The organism is Pelosinus propionicus DSM 13327 (assembly GCF_900114615.1).
GTDB classification, from domain to species: domain Bacteria; phylum Bacillota; class Negativicutes; order DSM-13327; family DSM-13327; genus Pelosinus; species Pelosinus propionicus.
Map to the genome: position 1 here is coordinate 74,143 of NZ_FOTS01000008.1, position 20,194 is coordinate 94,336.

Annotated in this window: 17 protein-coding genes and 5 riboswitches; of the genes, 13 read left to right on the top strand and 4 right to left on the bottom strand. The window is 38.4% G+C overall.

All coding sequences use genetic code 11. The features are described 5' to 3' along the window. Positions 1-37: 37 nt before the first annotated feature. The 4 genes from BMZ99_RS05860 to BMZ99_RS05875 all read left to right on the top strand — a co-directional run bounded on the left by BMZ99_RS05860 (position 38) and on the right by BMZ99_RS05875 (position 2,430). Positions 38-262, top strand: a complete 225-nt coding sequence (locus BMZ99_RS05860; RefSeq protein WP_245754836.1) for a hypothetical protein — start codon at positions 38-40, stop codon at positions 260-262. Between the two features lie 22 nt (positions 263-284). Beyond that, entirely contained in the window at positions 285-482 is a 198-nt protein-coding gene (locus BMZ99_RS05865; RefSeq protein WP_090933891.1) for a YwbE family protein, read from the top strand. Between the two features lie 105 nt (positions 483-587). Next, positions 588-941 (top strand): poly-beta-1,6-N-acetyl-D-glucosamine biosynthesis protein PgaD, encoded by a 354-nt coding sequence (locus tag BMZ99_RS05870; protein WP_090933893.1) that lies wholly within the window; start codon positions 588-590, stop codon positions 939-941. A 130-nt stretch (positions 942-1,071) separates the two neighbouring features. Then, the gene (locus BMZ99_RS05875) at positions 1,072-2,430 is read left to right on the top strand and encodes an MATE family efflux transporter (protein ID WP_090933895.1); all 1,359 of its coding nucleotides are present in this window, start codon (positions 1,072-1,074) and stop codon (positions 2,428-2,430) included. Positions 2,431-2,509: 79 nt separating this feature from the next. On the opposite strand, the gene BMZ99_RS05880 is transcribed toward BMZ99_RS05875, so the two are convergent. Beyond that, complete coding sequence (locus tag BMZ99_RS05880; RefSeq protein ID WP_090933897.1) at positions 2,510-3,328, bottom strand: MetQ/NlpA family ABC transporter substrate-binding protein; 819 nt, start codon at positions 3,326-3,328, stop codon at positions 2,510-2,512. A gap of 27 nt (positions 3,329-3,355) precedes the next feature. Beyond that, positions 3,356-4,546, bottom strand: a complete 1,191-nt coding sequence (locus BMZ99_RS05885; protein WP_090933899.1) for a pyridoxal phosphate-dependent aminotransferase — start codon at positions 4,544-4,546, stop codon at positions 3,356-3,358. Between the two features lie 72 nt (positions 4,547-4,618). Continuing rightward, a riboswitch (SAM riboswitch) is annotated at positions 4,619-4,723 on the bottom strand. A 173-nt stretch (positions 4,724-4,896) separates the two neighbouring features. On the opposite strand from BMZ99_RS05885, the gene BMZ99_RS05890 reads away from it, so the two are divergent. The 6 genes from BMZ99_RS05890 to BMZ99_RS05915 all read left to right on the top strand — a co-directional run bounded on the left by BMZ99_RS05890 (position 4,897) and on the right by BMZ99_RS05915 (position 13,054). Further along, positions 4,897-6,183, top strand: coding sequence for an MFS transporter (locus tag BMZ99_RS05890; RefSeq protein WP_090933902.1), 1,287 nt, complete (start codon positions 4,897-4,899; stop codon positions 6,181-6,183). A 12-nt stretch (positions 6,184-6,195) separates the two neighbouring features. After that, a complete protein-coding gene (gene larAH10 / locus BMZ99_RS05895; protein WP_090933904.1) occupies positions 6,196-7,491 on the top strand; it encodes an NPN-dependent 2-hydroxyacid racemase, LarAH10 family in 1,296 nt (431 codons plus the stop codon). A 230-nt stretch (positions 7,492-7,721) separates the two neighbouring features. Next, positions 7,722-9,107 carry a class II fumarate hydratase gene (fumC, locus tag BMZ99_RS05900; protein WP_090933906.1) on the top strand — a complete coding sequence of 462 codons (1,386 nt, stop codon included), beginning with the start codon at positions 7,722-7,724 and terminating at the stop codon, positions 9,105-9,107. An 81-nt stretch (positions 9,108-9,188) separates the two neighbouring features. After that, a riboswitch (Lysine riboswitch) is annotated at positions 9,189-9,361 on the top strand. A gap of 110 nt (positions 9,362-9,471) precedes the next feature. Then, positions 9,472-10,755, top strand: a complete 1,284-nt coding sequence (locus tag BMZ99_RS05905) for a diaminopimelate decarboxylase family protein (RefSeq protein WP_090933908.1) — start codon at positions 9,472-9,474, stop codon at positions 10,753-10,755. Positions 10,756-11,030: 275 nt separating this feature from the next. Next, positions 11,031-12,119, top strand: a complete 1,089-nt coding sequence (gene buk, locus BMZ99_RS05910; RefSeq protein ID WP_090933910.1) for a butyrate kinase — start codon at positions 11,031-11,033, stop codon at positions 12,117-12,119. A gap of 44 nt (positions 12,120-12,163) precedes the next feature. Beyond that, positions 12,164-13,054 (top strand): bifunctional enoyl-CoA hydratase/phosphate acetyltransferase, encoded by an 891-nt coding sequence (locus tag BMZ99_RS05915; RefSeq protein WP_090933912.1) that lies wholly within the window; start codon positions 12,164-12,166, stop codon positions 13,052-13,054. A 73-nt stretch (positions 13,055-13,127) separates the two neighbouring features. Here the strand turns inward: BMZ99_RS05915 and BMZ99_RS05920 are convergent, their stop codons facing one another. Then, positions 13,128-14,195, bottom strand: a complete 1,068-nt coding sequence (locus BMZ99_RS05920; protein WP_090933914.1) for an HD-GYP domain-containing protein — start codon at positions 14,193-14,195, stop codon at positions 13,128-13,130. A gap of 115 nt (positions 14,196-14,310) precedes the next feature. Continuing rightward, positions 14,311-14,397: riboswitch (cyclic di-GMP riboswitch) on the bottom strand. A 187-nt stretch (positions 14,398-14,584) separates the two neighbouring features. Here BMZ99_RS05920 and BMZ99_RS05925 point away from each other — a divergent pair. Further along, the gene (locus BMZ99_RS05925) at positions 14,585-15,025 is read left to right on the top strand and encodes a metal-dependent transcriptional regulator (protein ID WP_090933916.1); all 441 of its coding nucleotides are present in this window, start codon (positions 14,585-14,587) and stop codon (positions 15,023-15,025) included. Between the two features lie 108 nt (positions 15,026-15,133). On the opposite strand, the gene BMZ99_RS05930 is transcribed toward BMZ99_RS05925, so the two are convergent. Beyond that, positions 15,134-16,039, bottom strand: coding sequence for a LysR family transcriptional regulator (locus tag BMZ99_RS05930; RefSeq protein WP_090933918.1), 906 nt, complete (start codon positions 16,037-16,039; stop codon positions 15,134-15,136). A 235-nt stretch (positions 16,040-16,274) separates the two neighbouring features. On the opposite strand from BMZ99_RS05930, the gene BMZ99_RS05935 reads away from it, so the two are divergent. Further along, on the top strand, positions 16,275-17,534 hold the full coding sequence (locus tag BMZ99_RS05935) for a Glu/Leu/Phe/Val family dehydrogenase (RefSeq protein WP_090933920.1): 1,260 nt from the start codon (positions 16,275-16,277) through the stop codon (positions 17,532-17,534). Between the two features lie 100 nt (positions 17,535-17,634). Then, a riboswitch (cobalamin riboswitch) is annotated at positions 17,635-17,816 on the top strand. Between the two features lie 260 nt (positions 17,817-18,076). Beyond that, positions 18,077-18,260, top strand: a riboswitch (cobalamin riboswitch). Positions 18,261-18,625: 365 nt separating this feature from the next. Further along, the gene (locus BMZ99_RS05940) at positions 18,626-20,047 is read left to right on the top strand and encodes a sigma-54 interaction domain-containing protein (protein ID WP_090933922.1); all 1,422 of its coding nucleotides are present in this window, start codon (positions 18,626-18,628) and stop codon (positions 20,045-20,047) included. The last annotated feature ends 147 nt before the right edge of the window (positions 20,048-20,194 follow it).

The window sequence follows — 20,194 nt, forward strand, 5'->3', positions numbered from 1 at the left end:
GATTTAGCAAGAGTAATATGGAATATATAAGTAAGTCATGAATAATAGAAAGGAAGAATTTAAAATGACAAGATCCTTTACCTTATATCGTGATCAATTAAAGAAGCTTTTGGCACAAGTGGAAAAAAATGTAGAAAAAAATCCATTGGCGACGGATGGGATCACGATTATGATTTCAGATAATGATCGTTGTTTGAAAGTGTTTCAAAAAGTTGGTCATGATTGGATTTATCTGGATCAAGAAGAATTCTGTGAGTGGTAATAAGCAAAGAGTGGAGGAAGCCATGCTGAATGGGACAGAACGCAAAAACATTAAAGCGGGCAGCAAAGTAAAAGTTGTACAGAAGCAGCATCAAGGCACTGGACAATTAACAGAAGGGGTGGTCAAAGACCTGCTTACTAATAGTGCAATTCATCACAGGGGAATAAAAGTCCGTTTAGTAAATGGTATAATAGGCAGAGTTCAAGAAGTGATTCAATAGTTTGCTATAGATTAGTACATTACGTCATTTAAAATTGGATAATGACTGCATAATTATCATGCTTTTAGGTGACCTAATGTACTAAGTAACAAGGAAGGGAAAAGCATGACAGAGACAATGGTTACTCAGTCAAGGAAAGACCGTAAAAATAAACAATTGTCAATTTACAGGAAAGCACTGTTTGGCAGAGTGAAAACGGTATTGTATATTGCAGCCTGGGCCTTTATATTCTATTCATTGCAGCCTTTTATTACAGCGGCAGCATGGTGGAAGGCGCATCAAATCATGATGGAGAATGCCTTTTCTTTATCTGCTGTCAATACAATTTTTACTGTGATAGAGTATATCGTATGTTTTGGAATGGCTGTCCTTTTTGCAATGCTTTCCTGGTCAGAGTGGAATTATTGGCGTATATCTCGTCCTGTGGAAAGTCGTTTATTTATGAAACTATTAAAATAAGTGAGGCAGGGAAACTAATAGTTGTTCCTGCCTCACTTATTCATCTTTCGATAGTTAACATGTAGTTTTTAATAAGGAGAATAGAATCCGGACATAGGTTATGAGATTCTAGAATAGATAGGTGTAAGAGATGGAACAAACATATTCTTTAAGAGGAAAAGTAAATCAATTTTTAATCATTTTATTGCCCATTTTAGTAACACAAGTATGTATGTGTGCGATGACGTTTTTTGATACCATGATGTCGGGGCGTGTCAGTCCCAATGATTTAGTTGGTGTTGCTATTGGATCTAGCATCTGGATGCCTGTTTTTACAGGATTAAATGGGATTCTCTTTGCAATAGTGCCTATTGTTGCCCACTTTTTGGGTGCTGAGCAAAAAGAAAAAGTACCTTTCGCGGTCATTCAAGCCGTATATCTAGCCATAGTAATATCCATTGTGGTTATGATTAGCGGCTTTTATTTGATACATCCGATATTGAGTAAAATGGAACTCAATGCTTTATCCTATCAAATTGCTTATGATTTTCTAGCAGCAATTTCATTTGGGATTATTCCGTTGTTTATTTCCACAGTTCTGCGCTGTTTTATTGACACATTAGGTTATACACGAGTAACGATGGTAATTTCTATGGCTGCGTTACCGATTAACGTATTGCTCAATTACATACTGGTTTTTGGCAATTTTGGTTTTCCGCAGCTAGGTGGAGTTGGAGCCGGATGGGCTTCCGCTATTACTTACTGGTGCATTGCCATTATTAGCGTGTGTGTAATTCGAAGCAAAGAACCTTTTAAATCTTATAAGGTATTTAGCTCTTGGCATCGTTTTTCGTTAGGGGCGTGGAAGGAGCAGTTAAAGATTGGTATACCAATTGGTATAGCGATTTTTTGTGAAACGAGTATATTTGCAGTGGTCACTTTGCTGATGAGTGAATTCAGTGAAGTGACAATTGCAGCCTATCAAGTTGCTATTAATGTGGCAGCTCTAATTTATATGATGCCACTGAGTATTTCGATGGCTTTAACAATTGTAGTAGGTTTTGAAGTGGGAGCTAAGCGGTATCAAGATGCTAAGCAATATGGCTATCTGGGTATTGGAATTGCATTGCTTATGGCTGTAATGGCTGCCGTCATATTATATTTTGGCAACGAGCAGATATCCAGTTTATATACCGCGGATATCAATATTAGGCGTCTTGCAGAGCAATTTTTGCTATATGCGATTTTCTTCCAATTATCGGATGCTATTGCAACGCCCGTCCAAGGCTGCCTGCGAGGTTATAAAGATGTTCGGGTTACATTTATTTTGGCCATGATCTCTTATTGGATTCTTGGATTGCCCCTAGGATATGTGTTATCTCATCCTTCCGGGTTAGGAGCCTTTGGTTATTGGATCGGTTTGATTGCAGGTCTAGCCTTTGGCGCAACTTGTTTATCGGTAAGATTAATGAGAGTACAGCATAAATATGCGGAGATACAAAATGTGTAGTATTCTGTTTCGATCGAAAAAAGAAGCACATGAAGGAGATTGTAAGTCTCTTCGTGCGCTTCTTTTTTTTGCGTCAGTTTTACCAGGCTGCTGCTACAGAACCTTTAAAGTGTTCATTAATGAAGGCTTTTACTTCATCAGAGTGGTAGGCTTTAATGAATTTTTGTACAGCTGGATTTTCTTTATCTTTCGTGCGTACAACAATAATATTTGCATAAGGAGAATTTATATCTTCAATTGCAATGGCATCTTTTGTAGGTACTAAGCCGGCAGTAATTGCGTAATTTGTATTAATGGCAGCAACGTCCATATCGGCTAGGGAACGAGGGATTTGTGCAGCATCTAATTCTTTGATAACAATTTTTTTAGGATTCTCAATAATATCGGTGACAGCAGCTTTTAGTCCAATTCCAGGTTTTAATTTAATAAGACCAATTTTCTCTAGCAATAACAAAGCTCGTCCTCCATTGGTTGGATCATTAGGAATGGCAACAACAGCTCCTGCCTGTAAATCAGCTATATTTTTCAGCTTGCTTGAATAAATACCCATTGGAAAAATGACTGTATTACCTACTGACACAAGATCATAATTGCGGTCCTTAATAATATTGTCAAGGTAAGGTTTGTGTTGAAAACTATTGACATCAATATCACCTTGGTTTAATGCTACATTTGGTTGAATATAGTCATTAAATTCAACGACTTCAATTTTTAAGCCGTCCTTTTCGGCAATTTTCTTTACTACATCCATTACTTCAGCATGAGGACCTGCTGTAACACCAACTTTTAGTGTTTTCTGTTCTACTTTTGCGGGGCTTTGCTGACCGCAGCCAGTTGCTAAACCTAGAATAAAAACAAGAGATAAGAGAAGAGAAATCGATTTTAGTGATTTTTTCATTTAATTTTGCCTCCTAAATGTAATATTTTATTTTAATTTTTGCAGTCTTTCAATTGCGGATTCTAATGTAGCAAATTGCTTGCAGAAACAAAAACGAATAAAGCGATGCTTATCATTGGCATCGTCCTGATAAAAACTAGATCCTGGTACGACAGCAACCCCTACTTTTTCAGCTAAATGGCGGGCAAAGTCTACATCATTCTTCCAGCCAAAGGGCGCTATATCTGCCATAATATAGTAGGCTCCGGATGGGCGAATGCAATTAAAGCCGATAGCAGTTAATTCTTTTAACATAAAGTCGCGGCGCTTGCTATAAAAATCTCCTAACTTTTCGTAATAAGCGGCAGGAAAATTTAGGGCCTGAGCGGCAGCTACTTGCAGAGGGGCAGCGGCTCCCACTGTCAAGAAGTCGTGCATTTTACGTATGGATCGGCTGATTTCGGCGGGAGCAATCACATATCCAATGCGCCAGCCTGTTACGCTATAGGTTTTTGAAATGCTATTGATGGTTATCGTTCGTTCTGCCATACCGGGCAAGGTAGCCAGAGGAATGTGTTTTATTTCATCATAAATGATGTGCTCATAGATTTCATCAGTAATCGCCAAGACATCATGTTTGATACAAAGTTTGGCAATGAGATCCAGCTCTTCACGGTTAAAAACCTTACCTGTAGGGTTATTTGGAGTATTAATAATAATAGCTCTGGTGCGGTCTGAAAATGCCGCCGTTAATTCTTCCTTATTAAAGCTGAATTCTGGTGGATGCAGTTGGACATATTTGGGGGTAGCGCCACATAATACAGCATCAGGTCCATAGTTTTCGTAAAAAGGCTGGAATATAATGACTTCATCTCCAGGATTAATAGTGGCCAAGAGGGTTGCTACCATGCCTTCTGTTGAACCGCAGCACACGGTAATTTGAGTTTCGGGGTCAATATCAATGTTATAGTCTCTTTTATTTTTTAAAGTAATAGCATCTCTAAGAGACTTGGTTCCCCAGGTAATAGCATATTGATTGTGATCTTCTAAAATAGCCTTAACTGCGGCCTCTTTTATTTCATCTGATGCCGGAAAATCCGGAAAGCCTTGTGCAAGATTGATGGCTTTATGAGCAGCAGCAATACGAGACATTTCTCTAATCACTGATTCTGTAAAACGCCCAGCTTTTTCCGAGGCATAATTACGCAGAGTTTGAGCTTGTTGTGAAGTTTGATTCATTGTATTAACTCCTTTATATTTATAATAAAAAAACCTTCTTCATAAGATGAAGAAGATTCTATTTAAAAATGATCTTCATCTCCCAGGAAAATCCTGTTGGAATTGGCACCGTTCGCCTTGTGCGGTGGTTGCCGTAGCTTCATCGGGCCAATCCCCTCAGCTAACTCTTGATGAATCTATGTAGTTGATGAAAACAATAGTAGCATGAGTTTCTGCCTGATGTCAAGGAAAAATAAGAAATATTAAATTTCGTCAATTGACATGTAAACTTAACAAAAGTATAATGTGGTAATATGAGTAGAAGTCCATTGTAAAAATACTTATATTCATGATTTAAGGGGGATTATCGTATGGGACAGACAAAAACAAGTTTTCGATGGAAATTAGCAGGACTTATGTTTTTCATTAGTTTTATTTCTTACATGGATCGAGTTAATTTATCAGTAGCCACTCCCACTATTATGCAAGAATTAGGCTTTAGCAAAATGGATATGGGATTTATACAAACGGCCTTTTTTGTTGGTTATGCTTTTATGCAGATACCGGGTGGAATCATGTCTGAATTTTGGGGACATCGGAGAGTTCTTGCACTAGCAGCTACTTGGTGGTCAGCCTTTACAGTATTAACAGGGGCATGCAGTAACTTTACCTCATTTGTTCTGGCGAGAAGTCTGTTTGGCATAGGTGAAGGTCCTATGGCACCTGCTTTTGGAAGATTTATTTATCGCTGGTTTAATAATAATGAAAAAGGGCGTGCTTCTTCATTCATGTTAAGCGGTGTATTTTTTGGGCCAGTTGTTGGTCCAACGCTTACGATCGTATTAATGATGAATTTTGGCTGGCGTTCTGTATTTATCATTTTTGGTGGAGTGGGTTTGCTATTGGCAGCACTTTGGTATTATTTAGCTAAGGACACTCCACAGGATAGTAAATTTACTAATGCAGCAGAGGCAGATTACATAGAAGAAGGCTTGGTGGCAGATAGTGATAAAAAAGAGCTGGCGCCTTGGCGCGCGTTTTTAGGATCTTCCCAGTTTTGGGCCATTGGTATTCAATATTTTATAACTGATTATATTATGTATGTATTTTTAGCTTGGTTGCCATTATACTTAATAGAGGCTCAAAATTTTTCTTTGCAGAAAATGGGGATTGCTGCTTCTTTTCCTTGGGCGGCATTATGTATAGTAACGGCTACATGCGGCTATATCAGTGATAAACTAGTCGCTTCTGGTGTATCAAGGCATAAAGCTCGAACTTTATTTGGAATTCTAGGATTAATTATCTGTTGTATAACTCTTTACCTGGGGGCAGTGGCAACTGTACCTTGGCTGAATGTATTATGGTTGACGATATCTTTAGGATCTCTAGGATTTACTTTTAATGCTTCATGGGCAGCTTGTCTTGATATTGGTGGTAAATTTGCAGGATCGATAACTGGCTGGATGAATTTCTGGGGGAATATGGGAGGTATCGCTGCTCCCGTTGCTACAGCATGGGTTGCAACGAATTATGGCTGGCAGGCAGCTATTCTCACGACTGCAGCTTCAGCTGTGATTGGTATTGTTGCATGGTTAGCTGTTAAGCCTGACACGCCTTTAGTACTAAAGGAAAATAATAGTCTTGAAAAGATTGCATAGGAGAGATGCTAGATGTTAAAAGATTTTTCATTTGGTTTTGGTGATAGTGAACTTAAAGTAGCTTTGCCGGAAGAACGCGTGGTAAATGTTGTGGAAGGTAAACCAGCGAAAGCAGTTTTAGATGTAGAAGCTGCTGTTCGTGAGGTATTAAACAATCCAATTGGTACACCTCCTCTAAAAAATGTAATACAGCAAGGTGATAAAGTAATCATCATTGCTAGTGATATAACTCGCCAATGGGTGCGTCATGACTTATTTTTACCTACTTTGCTGAATGAATTGAATGAAGCTGGTATACCCGATGATGATATTTCCCTTATTGTTGCACTTGGCGCTCATCGTCATCATACTCACGAGGAAAATGTACTGACTTTTGGTCAGGAAGTTGTGAAACGTATAACGATTCTGCAGAGTCATGCGCCAGAAACGGATGAATTTGTTTATGTGGGGCAAACTTCACGGGGAAAAGATGTTCATTTGAATAAGCATGTAGTAAATGCTGATAAAGTTATTTTAACAGGTGGTATTGTTCATCATCTAATGGCTGGCTTTGGTGGTGGACGTAAGGCCATCATGCCAGGAATTTCCTCTTATAACACGATTCAGGAAAATCATAGTTTATGCCTTCATGCAGTAGTTGGAAAGGGACTAAGTCCAGAATGTACTGTTGGCAAATTAGAAAATAATCCTATGCATGCAGATATGCTGGAGATGGCAGAATTACTGAAACCAGCGTTCTTATTAAATGCCGTGTTTACACCAGAAGGTCAGTTTGCCTCTTTTGTTGCCGGTCACTGGCATGAAGCCTGGCTTCAAGGATGCAAAACGGCGAATGAGATATTTGGCGTTTCGATAAGCGGAAAAACTGATTTGGTCATTGCTTCTGCGGGAGGGTTCCCCAAAGATATCAATTTGTATCAAGGATCGAAAACCATTGGTAACTCATTCATGGCAGTGAAATCTACAGGTGTAGTGATTTTAGTGCTGGAATGTCGTGATATCATGGAGCCGCCCGATTTTAGCGGTTGGTTTAATTATGATTCTCTGTATGAGCGAGAAGTGGCCCTGCGAAAAGGTTTTACCGTTCCTGGTTTCATTGCATTAAAACTGGGATATATCGCAAAAGAAGTTCCTCATATTGTTGTTTCATTGCCTCAAAATAAGGAGTTTTTTGAGAAGGCGGGAATGCTGACTGCTAGCAGCTTGGATGAGGCGATTACCATGGCTGAGAAAATAATAAATAAGACAGAATACACGATCACCGTGATGGCTCATGGAGCCAACACAGTACCAATCGTAAGTGTTTGAACAAAAAAAATAAGTTAACCACAGAGGCACAGAGAACACGGAGAAAAATTTATTTCTTTGTGCTCTCTGTGCCTCTGTGGCTAAGAAAAATGTTTTCTTTTTAAAAGTTAGTATAGCAGCAGGATTGTTGCTGCTAATGGGGAAGAGATATAGTAATGTTTGTTATTTCCTACATATTAGTCTGGACTACAGCAAAGCCAGATTCAATTGAAAATGAGGAGGTTTTTTGTATGGAATATCGTATAGAGAAGGATTCAATGGGGGAAATACGTGTACCAAAGGATAAGTTGTGGGGAGCACAAACGCAACGTAGTTTTGAAAATTTTCGTATCGGTATAGAAAAAATTCCTTATGAATTAGTTGGTGTATTTGCTACTTTGAAGAAAGCAGCTGCTATCGTAAATCATAGACTGAATATATTAGATGAGGAGCGAACTCATGCTATTGTAGTAGCGTGCGATGAGGTGCTGGCAGGAAAATTAGATGGAAATTTCCCTTTGTCTGTGTGGCAGACAGGTAGTGGCACACAGTTTAACATGAATGTGAATGAAGTAATTGCTCATCGGGCAAATCAAGTGTTACAAGAAAAAGGGAAGACAGTAGTTGTTCATCCCAATGATCACGTAAATAAATCACAAAGTTCTAACGATATCTTTCCTACTGCTATACATGTTGCTGGTGTTAGTTTGGTAATTGATAAATTGCTGCCGGCAATTGCAGGATTGAAGCAATCCTTACAGCAAAAGTCAGAGGAATATAATCATATCATTAAAATTGGCCGAACCCATCTGATGGATGCGACTCCTCTTACTTTTGGGCAAGAGATAAGCGGATGGGTACGAATGCTGGAAAGAAATGAAGAAATGTTAACTATTGGTATTAATTTTATGCGAGATTTGGCAATGGGAGGGACTGCTGTTGGTACGGGTATTAATTCTCCAGCCGGATTTGGCGAATTAGTTGCAACAGAAATTACTAGGCTTACTGGAAAACAGTTTCAGACGGCACCAAATAAATTTCACGCGTTGACTAGTAAAGATGAAGTCGTGGCAGTTCATGGAATCATTAAAGCCTTAGCTGCTGATTTAATGAAAATTGCTAATGATGTTCGATGGCTGGCAAGTGGTCCACGTTGCGGCATTGGTGAGATTAAAATACCTGAGAATGAACCGGGCAGCTCTATTATGCCAGCAAAAGTAAACCCTACTCAATCAGAAGCCTTGACCATGGTTGTTGCGCAAGTATTTGGCAATGATACAACGATTTCGTTTGCTGCTAGTCAAGGAAATTTTCAGCTGAACGTATTTATGCCTGTACTTGTGTATAATTTACTGCAATCCATTAACTTATTAGCTGATGGCATACATTCCTTTAACGAAAATTGTGCGATTGGAATACAGCCGAAGGAGGACGTGATTGATTTTTACTTACATCAGTCATTAATTCTCATTACGGGACTAGTACCTCTAATTGGCTATGATAAAGCAGCCCAAATTGCAAAGCGAGCTGCCAAAGAAGGTATTACATTAAAAGAAGCTGCTTTGGCTACTGGAGAGGTCAGCGCAGAACAATATGACATATATATGAATCCAGCTATTTTAGTCAAACCAAGGTAGAAAAATGCAAAAAAGAATAGAATAAGAGTTGACATGACAAACTAGATTAGTCTATACTTATGAAAATGACAAAAGAAATAGGGATAAGATAGAGGCGCGGTATATTAAGAATATGTATCTAGAGTTGCCAGCGATGAAAGATACAAAAAGGAATATCCGCCGAAGTAGAAGGGTTTGGCAAGACCCATTTATTGGTTTTGTATTGAATAAGTGCAAGACTGTCATCCAAGTTTGGATGGAGTGCTATCTGCATTGCTGGTTGTGAGATCATTTGAATTCTTATGGCGGTTTGCGGAATAGTTTTCCGCAGATCGCTTTTGTTTTTTAGAATCTATAATCAATATTTCAGGAGGTACACATTACTATGGCAGAAAAAATATTACCATTCACTAAAACTGAGCTTGAGGAAATTATTACGCATTATCCCACTCCTTTTCATATTTATGATGAACAGGCGATTCGCAATAATGTACGTAAATTACTGACGGCTTTTTCCTGGGCACCAGGATTTAAAGAGTATTTTGCTGTAAAAGCTACTCCTAATCCGCATATTTTAAAAATACTGCAGGAAGAAGGCGTTGGTGCTGATTGTAGTTCTTTACCCGAACTCATTTTATCCAAGCAATCTGGAATTACGGGTGAAAATATTATTTTTTCGTCTAATGATACACCTGCCGCCGAGTATCAGGCAGCTAAGGACTTAGGTGCGATTATTAATCTTGACGATATTAGCCATATTGAATATTTGGAAAAACATGTAGGTTTACCTGAATTGATTTCTTTCCGCTATAATCCAGGTCCCTTGCTGGAAGGCGGCAACGATATTATTGGTTATCCTGAAGAAGCAAAATATGGATTAACTAGAAAACAAATATTTGAGGCATACAAAATGATTCAAAGTAAAGGGGTAAAACGCTTTGCTTTGCATACCATGGTAATTTCCAATGAATTAAATCCTGATAGTTTTGTGGCTACAGCAGCGATGATGTTCGATTTAGTCGTTGAAGTATATCAAAAATTAGGGATTCGCATTGAAATGATTGATTTGGGTGGCGGAATTGGTATTCCGTATCGTCCCGAGCAGCAAGCAGTAGATTTAGATGCTGTCAGCCAAGGTGTACGTAAAGTCTACGAAGATAAAATTGTGGCTAATGGACTGCATCCTTTAAAAATTACTATGGAATGCGGTAGAATGATTACAGGTCCTTATGGATATTTGGTTTCTACTGTGCTTCATAAAAAAGAGATCTACAAGAATTATGTAGGGCTTGATGCATGTATGGCAAATTTAATGCGCCCTGCTCTGTATGGCTCCTACCATCATATTACGGTTGCAGGAAAAGAAAACTTGTCCCTTGATCATGTGTATGATGTAACGGGTTCTTTGTGTGAGAATAATGATAAATTTGCCATAGACCGCAACTTGCCGCGTACTGACATTGGTGATATTGTTGTATTGCATGATGCAGGTGCTCATGGGCATGCAATGGGTTTTAATTATAATGGCAAGCTGCGTTCAGCTGAATTGTTGTTGACAGCTGAAGGAGCTGTGAAAATGATTCGTCGTGCAGAAACAATTGAAGATTACTTTACAACATTGGATTTTGAAAAATGTGAAATGAATTTGGCTGCGGCAACTAAAAAATAAAGAATGATGTAAAGAGCAGACAGGTATACCTGTCTGCTCTTTAGTTTTTAGTTAAAAATATTAGGGAATGAAACGTAAAGGGTACATAGAGGTACAAATGAACAGAGACGTGGGTTTAAAGTCGAGCGGTATTTCAGTTAATTTCTAAAAAGTATGTAGAGAGAATATAGTTAGTAAGCAGGAGATTTTGAAACAATAAGGAAATAAATAGTAAAAAAGAAGTCTGAATGTTAAGATATTTATAATAAAGATTGAATAGCATCTGGAGGGGGATTATGATTGATAATTGCCTGCTAAAAGAGAGAATCTTAGTGATTAACCCAGGAGCAACTTCTACAAAATTTGCTGTGTATGATGGGGAAACTCTGATTATCAAAAGAACTGTAGAACATTTGTCAGCCGAAATCAATGCGTTTGTGAAATTATTAGATCAATATGAGTATCGCTTACGAATTATTTTGAAGCAATTAGCTGCAGAAGAGATAGAACTTTCTACATTAACTGCGATTGCAGCGCGTGGAGGGATATTGAAGCCTCTCAAAGGGGGAACCTATGAAATTACCCAAGAGATGGTGGATGATTTAAGAGAAGCGAAAAGGGGTGAACATGCATCGAATTTAGGTGCTGTGATGGCTTTTGGATTAGCCAGCCTTTTAAAAATTCCATCTTATATCGTAGATCCTGTTTCTGTAGATGAAATGGAACCTGTGGCAAGAATATCTGGTTTACCTGATTTACCAAGAATAAGCCTATCTCATGCCTTAAATACGAAGGCTGTCGCTCGTAAAGTAGCAAAGCAGCTTGGAAAGAAGTATGAAGAGATGAATCTGATTGTGGCGCATCTGGGAACAGGAATTTCTGTAACTCCTCACAGGCTGGGGAGAATGATTGATGTCAATAATCCAAAAGAGGAAGGACCTCTTTCTCCCGATCGTTGTGGAGGGCTGCCAGTAGGACAATTTTTAAAGCTTGCTGCTTCTGGTATCTATACCTTTGATGAACTAAAAGAGATACTCAACTATAAAGGTGGGATGTATGCTTATCTTGGCACTGCCGACATTCGAGAAGATTTTTCTATGGCAAGTAGTGGCAATCAACAGGCTAACTTAATACTGGAGGCTCTTTCCTATCAAGTAGCAAAAGAAATTGGGGGGATGGCTACGGTATTATCAGGTCAAGTAGAGTGTATTATTCTAACGGGGGGAATTGCCCATTCAGAACCTATTGTTAATGCTATTATTAGTCGAGTGCAGTTTATTGCTCCTGTAATTGTAATTCCAGGGGAAGAAGAATTAGAAGCATTGGCATTTGGAACGTTGAGAGTGCTGCAAGGCGAGGAACAAGCACAGATGTATTCCATGTAAAAGAATATATCGTTTTGATAGTGATATTTTTAGGAGGTAGTTTTTTGTATTCTAATTATTATGAAATGATAGCGGAGCTAAAAGCTCATCCTTTAGTACGAATTAGTGTTGCTGTAGCCCAGGATAAAGGTGTCTTAGAGGCAGTCAAACTAGCCCAAGAGGCGGGAATTGCTGAGGCTGTTTTAGTGGGAGATGCTGCTCTCATTGCACCTTTAATGGAAGAGGTAGGCTTATCTGCCGATACACCGATTCTGCATGAAGCAGATAGCAGCAAGGCAGCAATGCAAGCTGTTTCCTTAGTAAAGAAAGGCGAAGCACAAGTATTGATGAAGGGATTAGTAAATAGTAGTGAATTCTTACGAGCAGTATTGCATAAAGGGGAAGGACTGCGCACTGGGAGGTTATTAAGTCATTTAGGAGCTTTTGAGGTTCCCGGTCAGAAAAAGCTCTTATTTATTACTGATGGAGGTATGAATATTGCTCCTACGTTGTATGAAAAAAAACAAATCCTGATAAATGCAATATTGGCACTTCATGGTATGGGAATCATTGAGCCTAATGTAGCATTACTGACTGCTAATGAAGTAGTCAATGAAAAAATGCCTGCCACTTTAGATGCTAAAATTCTAGTAGAGATGAGAAACAATGGTGATTTACCTGCCAGTCTGATAGAAGGACCCATTGCTCTTGATGTGGCAATAAGCCAAAATGCAGCACAGCACAAAGGGATTGACAGCAAAATAGCAGGTAATGTTGATTTAATTATGGTGCCAAATATTGAAACAGGCAATGCTCTAGGAAAGTCTTTGATTTACTTTGCTAAAAGTAAAATGGCGGGTATTGTCTTAGGGGCAACACATCCCATTGTCATGACATCACGATCTGAGACACCAGAAGGGAAGATGAACTCGATTGCTTTGGCTTGTATGGTCTAGCAAGAATATAAAAAAACGATAAATAATAGAGGGAATCCTTAATGGAGATAAGGATTCCCTCTATTATTTATCGTTAGATATGGGAGGTACTCACAATGGAAAGATGAGGATTTTCTGCTAGGTTAATTTCTATAGGAGGAGAATAGGAGGTGCCATCGGGGTGAGTCATCATTCGAATTCGCGGCTGTCGAGGAGTATTTTCACATAATGAGACTACAATAGCCTTTTCCCCTGTATTTAGCGAAACTTCCATTCCTGGAAAATATAAGGCCATTCTGGATAAGAATATGTTGCCGAAATGTTCGTCAAAAGCAGTTCCTAAACCAGAATGAATAATAGTATATGCCTCTTCTAATTTCATCGCTTTTCGGTATGGCCGGCACCCTGTAATCGCCTCATATACATCGGTAATTGCCAACAAGCGAGCATAATTTAGTATTTCTTCGCCCTGAAGCCCTCGAGGATATCCTGTACCATCTACTTTCTCATGATGCTGCCATGCCATATGAGCGACAAGGCTTGACAGCTCCCAGCGCTTTTTCACCAATAAATTAAATCCGGACTGAGGGTGCTGTTTAATGATTCCAAATTCTTTTTCTGTCAATCGGTCTGGTTTATTAATAATTCTTTTGTCTACTTTCATTTTACCAACATCATGGAGCAGAGCTCCACAGGTGATTTCTTTAATTTGAGGAATAGTAAAATCACAAGAACGAGCTAACAAAGCTGTATAAACAGCACAATTCAAGGAGTGATCTAGGGTGTAGTCATCATGAGTTGCAATCCCAGTAAGCTGGATGCTTATGGAGGGTTGAATAATTAATTCTTCAACAATAGCAGAGGCAATATTGCTAATGGAATCGATAGAAAATGTTTCTTTATTATGAATTTTTTCCATGGTAGAGCTTAGTATAGATAATGCTCTTTGTTGAGTTTCTATGGAAAGGTATTCTGGAATTGCAATATCTGCATAGCTTTCGTCGTGAATAAAGAGAGTTTTTACTTTCAACCTTCGTAATTTGTGAAGGTACACTTCCGTCAGCCTAACTCCTGATGCCAGCAAGATGTGTCCTTTTCTGCTGTAAAGATTTCGTGCTAATATCATACCTGGGTGTACTTCTGTTAACCTAATCTGTCGCAAAATGAAAGCTCCTTTATTTTCAAAAAAATCAGCATACGTAATTGTTTACCTAGTATAACGATAGAGAATCACAAAAAAACTTAACTGCAGATATGAGGCAGTTAAGCTTTTCATCATATGCAGCGTGGCGATCATAGATTATAAATCCGTAGACCCTATAGCTTTGCGTCCTTACCTTTCGGTAAGTTTGCCAATATAAAATTTAAGAAAACAGGAAAATTGTAGTATTAAAATAGAATGATACCACAGAAAAAGAGCGAATTATGTCATAATTTGAAGAAAAATAAAAAATAATTTTATTAAAAGTTTTATGTAGAGATTTAGCATATCTTTTAAAGTATCATCATAGAAGTAAATAGTGGGTTTCTAACGTACGGGAGGCGGCTGTTATGCTATCACCCAGCTTGGAAGATTATTTAGAAGAATTATATCGCTTTTCTTTATATAATGATATTGTGCGGGTTACCGATATTAGCAGAAAACTGAATGTATCGCTGCCTTCTGTAAGTAAAGCGTTACGTAAATTAAAAGCAGGGCAATATATCAATTATCAACGCTACGGCATTATTGATCTTACAGATAAAGGGAAAAAAACAGGAAATTTCTTAGTTGAGAGAAATAAAATATTACAGGAGTTTCTCACTTTGCTGTGTGCGGAGTGTGATATAGCAGCAGAGGCAGAGGCTATGGAGCATTATCTTTCTAAAGAGACAATTAAATCGATTCAGTTGCTTGTAAAATTTATGCAAGATCATACGGAATATTATAATGTCTTTTTAGATTATATAATGACCAAAGATGAAAGAAAAAAGAATGACCCACTGTTCTAGCATATTTTAATGATGAGCAATATCCGAATTCTTATTTAATTTAAGAATTCGGATATTTTTTTGCTAAAGTAAAGAATATGTCATAAGGATTACAGCATGACATATATCTTATTTCAAGTTAGCATAGATCAGTTTTTTTTCCTTACGGACAAGAGCCATAAATGCTTTTATGGAATCATTAAGCCACTTATTTTTATGATATACCAAAAAAGCATTCATCTGAACTTCTGTTCCTTTCCAAGGAAGAACAGCAAGCTCTCCTGCTTGTATTTCTTTTTGCACAGATACTAAGGGGAGAAGGGTTATACCTGAATTATGTATTACCAACTGTTTAATTACTTCTATTTGACCTATTTCCAAGATTGTTTTTAAGCGTATCCCTGCATGTTCTAAATCCTTTTCAAGTGCAAGACGATAGTTACTGCCTGATTCGACAAGGACGAGACTCTGATCTCTAAGGTGCTTAGGTTCTACTTTTTCTAGCTTGCTAAGTACATGTGTAGGGGAAGAAAGAAGAACAATTGGTTCAGGCCATAATAAGGCGTATGTTAAATCAGGATCTGAAAAAGAGGGTTCAAGAAAAAAGGCTAGATCAAGTATATTTTTTCGCAGCATAGCCCGAAAATCACTACTGATACCTACTTTAATATTCAATTCCACAGTAGGATAAAGTAAATTAAAGTCTTTGATTAATTCTGTCATTCGAAAGGCACATAGAGATTCTGACATTCCTATGGTTAAAGGACCAGATGGAATATGGGATTTATGCAGAGCACTCTTAGATTCACATTCCAACCTTACAATTTTATCAGCATAATCATAGAATTCCTCCCCGTGTTTTGTTAATGTGATTTGTTGGCCTAGCCTTTCAAGCAATATTACATTCAATTCTTTTTCAAGTAATTGAATATGAGTCGTTACGGTAGAGGGAGTATATCCTAAAAAATGAGCAGCTTTAGTGAACGTACCTAATTTGGCTATTGTTAGGAAGGTCTTAAGTTGACGAATTTCCATATCGTTACCACCTTCAATAAAATCGAATGACCCTGTTCAATCTTTCAAATTTACCCTTGGTTATTTCAATGATAGTATAAGAAACAGGAATATTCAACAAGCAAACTGAATATTACCTCAATTTATTGACCTTGAAGGGAGGGAGAGGATGAGTTAGTAATAAATACAAGATAGTGTCAAGAGCATGGAATCTGCATAGAATTTTGCTCCCAAATCATAATAGGAGGCACAAAGAATGTTAAAAAAATATAATCCTTTTCAAAATATGCTTGATGTTCTAGATGATGCTGCAAAAAGACTTGATTTATCTGAAAATGAATACATTACGCTGCGGCATTCTGAAAGAGAATTAGTAGTATCGGTTCCAGTGGTTATGGATGATGGACGTACAGAAGTATTTACTGGATATCGGGTCCAGCATAACAGTACCAGGGGACCTTGCAAAGGAGGAATTCGATTTCATCCAGAAGCCGATCTAGATGAAGTAAAAGCGTTGGCTGCTTGGATGACGTGGAAATGTGCAGTAGTAAATATTCCTTATGGCGGGGCAAAAGGCGGCATAAAATGCAATCCTGCTAAAATGAGTGAGGCAGAGCTGAAGCGAATGGCAAGACGTTATACAGCAATGATCTTACCTATTATTGGACCGGAGCGGGATATACCTGCGCCTGATGTCAATACAGACGGAAAAGTGATGGCCTGGATTATGGATACCTTTAGTATGTTAAAAGGATATGCAGTACCAGGAATTGTTACTGGAAAGCCAGTTGAAATTGGTGGTTCATTAGGACGGAAAGAAGCGACAGGGCGAGGCGTCATGTTGACATTATTAAATTTTTTAGGGAAGATAGGCTTTAAAAAGGAAAGTATGACAGTTGCAGTGCAGGGGTTTGGAAATGTGGGAAGTATCGCTGCCAAACTTTTACATGACGAGGGATTAAAAATAGTGGCGATTAGTGATTCTTCCTGTGCCTTATATAAAAAAGAGGGAATTAATATTGAAGCTGCCATTGCATATTCCGAACGAAACAATCGGCTGATGGCAGGATATAAAGAAGCTGGCATAGAGGTGATTTCTAATGAAAAATTATTGGCTTTAGACGTGGATGTGCTGGTACCAGCAGCATTGGAAAATCAGATAAAAGAAGAAAATGTTGCAACTATTCAGGCTCGGATCATTATTGAAGCCGCGAATGGTCCGATTACAACCTACGCGGATGAATTTCTTCACAAAAAGGGAATTGTTGTGATTCCAGACATTTTAGCAAATGCGGGAGGCGTCGTAGTTTCTTATTTTGAATGGGTACAAAATGCACAGTCTTTTATGTGGGATGAAAATTATATTAATAATAACTTAGAGAAGGTTATGAAAAAAGCTTTTGAGGAAGTTTGGCAAGTTCACATTGAGCAAGGAGTATCAATGCGAATTGCAGCCTATATGGTGGCACTTAGTCGAGTTGTTAGCGCGAAAAAACTTCGAGGAATATTTCCATAAACACCGCAAGAAAGAAAAACGTATACTGTATATTCATAGAAATTTGTTTGACAGAATTGATTTTATATGATAGTTTAAGTAGTAAGTTACAAAAAGCACAATCTAATAAAAAGAAGTAGGTGCCCGCGAGGGCTTAATAGGGAAGTCCGGTTAAAGGCCGGCGCGGTCCCGCCACTGTATTGGTGAGCAACCTCAAGATATGCCACTGGGATGAATATCCTGGGAAGGTTTGAGCGCGCGATGATCCAGAGCCAGGAGAACTGCCTATTTGACAATCACCGTTTGACCTGCGAGCGATGGGGAGGGGATTATTTGAGCCGTCTATGTTATAGGCTATTTTTAGGGTTGCCTTTTTCCCGAAAATAGTTTGCAAAATGGATTTCTCATATAGTCAAATCTTCGGCGCTGCGCTAGGTTGACTACATGAGAAATCCATTTTTAATTTATTTAAGATTGGATAAAATTATATTTTTGTAAGGTGGTGAAATATGCAGTTCGTTCTATTTCGGCTTACATTGAATTTTACGTAGCATACTGTTAATAAAAATTATATAGGAATAGGTGCCCGAAAGGGCTTAATAGGGAAGTTCGGTTAAAAGCCGACGCGGTCCCGCCACTGTATTGGTGAGCAATCTCAAGATATGCCACTGGGGATGAATTTTCCTGGGAAGGTTTGAGTGCGCGATGATCCAGAGCCAGGAGAACTGCCTATTTGACAATCACCGTTTGACCTGCGAGCGATGGGGAGGAGATTATTTGAGCCGTCTATGTTATAGGCTTTTTCAGCTTGCCTTTCTGCTGAAAATAGTTATGGATAATGGATTTCTCTTATAATCATCTCTCTGCCACGTGGCTGAGGTGATAATAAGAGAAATCTATTTTTTATTTTAGAATCAGAATTAATTAAGTTTAGGGAACATTGAACACAGAGTTGCACCAGAGCACAGAAGTTTTTAGCCCTAATTAGATTTCTTCTCAGTGTTCTCCGTGCCTCTGTGGTTCGGTTAAGGTTTTTCGGCGGCATAAGTAGTCATTGATGCTAACAAGCAGGACCTTGAATTGTCGGTGAAGGTAGAAGGGAGGATGGATCTATGACCTCAAATATATGTCAAATCGGTAGTGAAAAGATGGCTGCTGATCTAAGTTCTGTACAGGAACTGTCGAAAGAATTGGAAGCCATTATCAGCTCTTCTTATGATGGAATGTTTATTACCGATGGCAAGGGGATTGTTTTGCGGGTAAATGAAGCTTATGAGCGCATTACAGGCATTCAGGCTCGTGAAATACTAGGCAGAAATATGAGACATTTAATTTCAGAAGGGTATTATGATGAATCAGTGACCTTGCTAGTCATAGAAAAGCGTACAACAATTACGATTAATCAAATCGTAAAGGGTGGCCATAAAATATTAGTTACTGGAAATCCCATATTTGATGAACAAGGTGAGCTGTTTCGTGTCGTAACCAATGTACGTGATATTACTGAATTGTCCGATTTGCAAAATGAACTTATCCAAACGCAAGAACAGACTTTAAAGTATAAAGCAGAGTTATTTCATCTGCGGGCATTGCAAATTCAAGATAAAGATCTTATTTATCGCAGCAGTAAGATGATGCAGATTATTGAACTAGCAATAAAAGTGTCTGGAGTGGATTCCACGGTTTTAATTCATGGTGAATCAGGGACTGGTAAAGAAGTGATTGCAAAGTGTATTCACAAATATGGCAAAGGAGCCGATCGGCCTTTCATTCAAATTAATTGTGCAGCCATTCCGGAACAACTTTTAGAATCAGAGCTGTTTGGTTATGAGGAGGGGGCTTTTACCGGAGCCAAAAAAGAAGGAAAAGTGGGACTCTTTGAGTTGGCACAAAACGGTACCTTATTTTTAGATGAAATTGGAGATCTGCCATTATTACTGCAGATTAAACTGCTTAGAGCGATACAAGAAAAAAGTTTTATGCGGGTGGGGGGAACGAAAATCATTTCCATAAATGCGAGAATCATTGCTGCCACCCATAGAAACCTTATTCAGATGATCAAAGATATGACTTTTCGTGAAGATTTGTATTATCGATTGGCAGTAGTACCCATTTATTTGCCACCGCTCCGGGAGCGTAAAGAAGATATCCCATTATTAATTATGCACTTTATGAAGAAGTTTAATCAACGTTTTCAATATAACAAAAAAATAGCATCACCAGTGATCTGTAAACTAGCTGATTATTGGTGGCCGGGTAATGTACGTGAATTGGAAAATGTCATTGAACGCATGATTGTGATGGCACCTCATGAGGAAATTACAATGGATTTATTGCCGGAATCTATTTTGCATAGAACTTTTTTACCTAAGCAAGGAACCAAGCTAAAGGACGCAGTAGCGCAAACGGAAGTCTATGTATTAAATCAAGCCTACAAGGAATATGGCTGCTGGCAGAAAGTATCTGATGTATTGGGCATGAATCGAGCAACCATATTTCGTAAAGTTGCGAAATATGGTATAGGCAAAAAATAAGTCGCAATTTAAAGAATGGTGCAAAATTGTATAAACCCCATTCATACCACAAGTCAAGCTGCTCATGATACGAAGAACTGTTGCAGGATTGAGAGTTTGATCAAAACTTTAAAGCAAGCATCAGAGTAAGAGGAACGCGGAATTTAA

What these genes read in the sequence shown, in the direction of transcription:
- BMZ99_RS05860 (WP_245754836.1), top strand. Translation starts at nt 38, where the DNA reads ATGAATAATAGAAAGGAAGAATTTAAAATGACAAGATCCTTTACCTTA.
- BMZ99_RS05865 (WP_090933891.1), top strand. Translation starts at nt 285, where the DNA reads ATGCTGAATGGGACAGAACGCAAAAACATTAAAGCGGGCAGCAAAGTA.
- BMZ99_RS05870 (WP_090933893.1), top strand. Translation starts at nt 588, where the DNA reads ATGACAGAGACAATGGTTACTCAGTCAAGGAAAGACCGTAAAAATAAA.
- BMZ99_RS05875 (WP_090933895.1), top strand. Translation starts at nt 1,072, where the DNA reads ATGGAACAAACATATTCTTTAAGAGGAAAAGTAAATCAATTTTTAATC.
- BMZ99_RS05880 (WP_090933897.1), bottom strand. Translation starts at nt 3,328, where the DNA reads ATGAAAAAATCACTAAAATCGATTTCTCTTCTCTTATCTCTTGTTTTT.
- BMZ99_RS05885 (WP_090933899.1), bottom strand. Translation starts at nt 4,546, where the DNA reads ATGAATCAAACTTCACAACAAGCTCAAACTCTGCGTAATTATGCCTCG.
- BMZ99_RS05890 (WP_090933902.1), top strand. Translation starts at nt 4,897, where the DNA reads ATGGGACAGACAAAAACAAGTTTTCGATGGAAATTAGCAGGACTTATG.
- larAH10 (WP_090933904.1), top strand. Translation starts at nt 6,196, where the DNA reads ATGTTAAAAGATTTTTCATTTGGTTTTGGTGATAGTGAACTTAAAGTA.
- fumC (WP_090933906.1), top strand. Translation starts at nt 7,722, where the DNA reads ATGGAATATCGTATAGAGAAGGATTCAATGGGGGAAATACGTGTACCA.
- BMZ99_RS05905 (WP_090933908.1), top strand. Translation starts at nt 9,472, where the DNA reads ATGGCAGAAAAAATATTACCATTCACTAAAACTGAGCTTGAGGAAATT.
- buk (WP_090933910.1), top strand. Translation starts at nt 11,031, where the DNA reads ATGATTGATAATTGCCTGCTAAAAGAGAGAATCTTAGTGATTAACCCA.
- BMZ99_RS05925 (WP_090933916.1), top strand. Translation starts at nt 14,585, where the DNA reads ATGCTATCACCCAGCTTGGAAGATTATTTAGAAGAATTATATCGCTTT.
- BMZ99_RS05930 (WP_090933918.1), bottom strand. Translation starts at nt 16,039, where the DNA reads ATGGAAATTCGTCAACTTAAGACCTTCCTAACAATAGCCAAATTAGGT.
- BMZ99_RS05935 (WP_090933920.1), top strand. Translation starts at nt 16,275, where the DNA reads ATGTTAAAAAAATATAATCCTTTTCAAAATATGCTTGATGTTCTAGAT.
- BMZ99_RS05940 (WP_090933922.1), top strand. Translation starts at nt 18,626, where the DNA reads ATGACCTCAAATATATGTCAAATCGGTAGTGAAAAGATGGCTGCTGAT.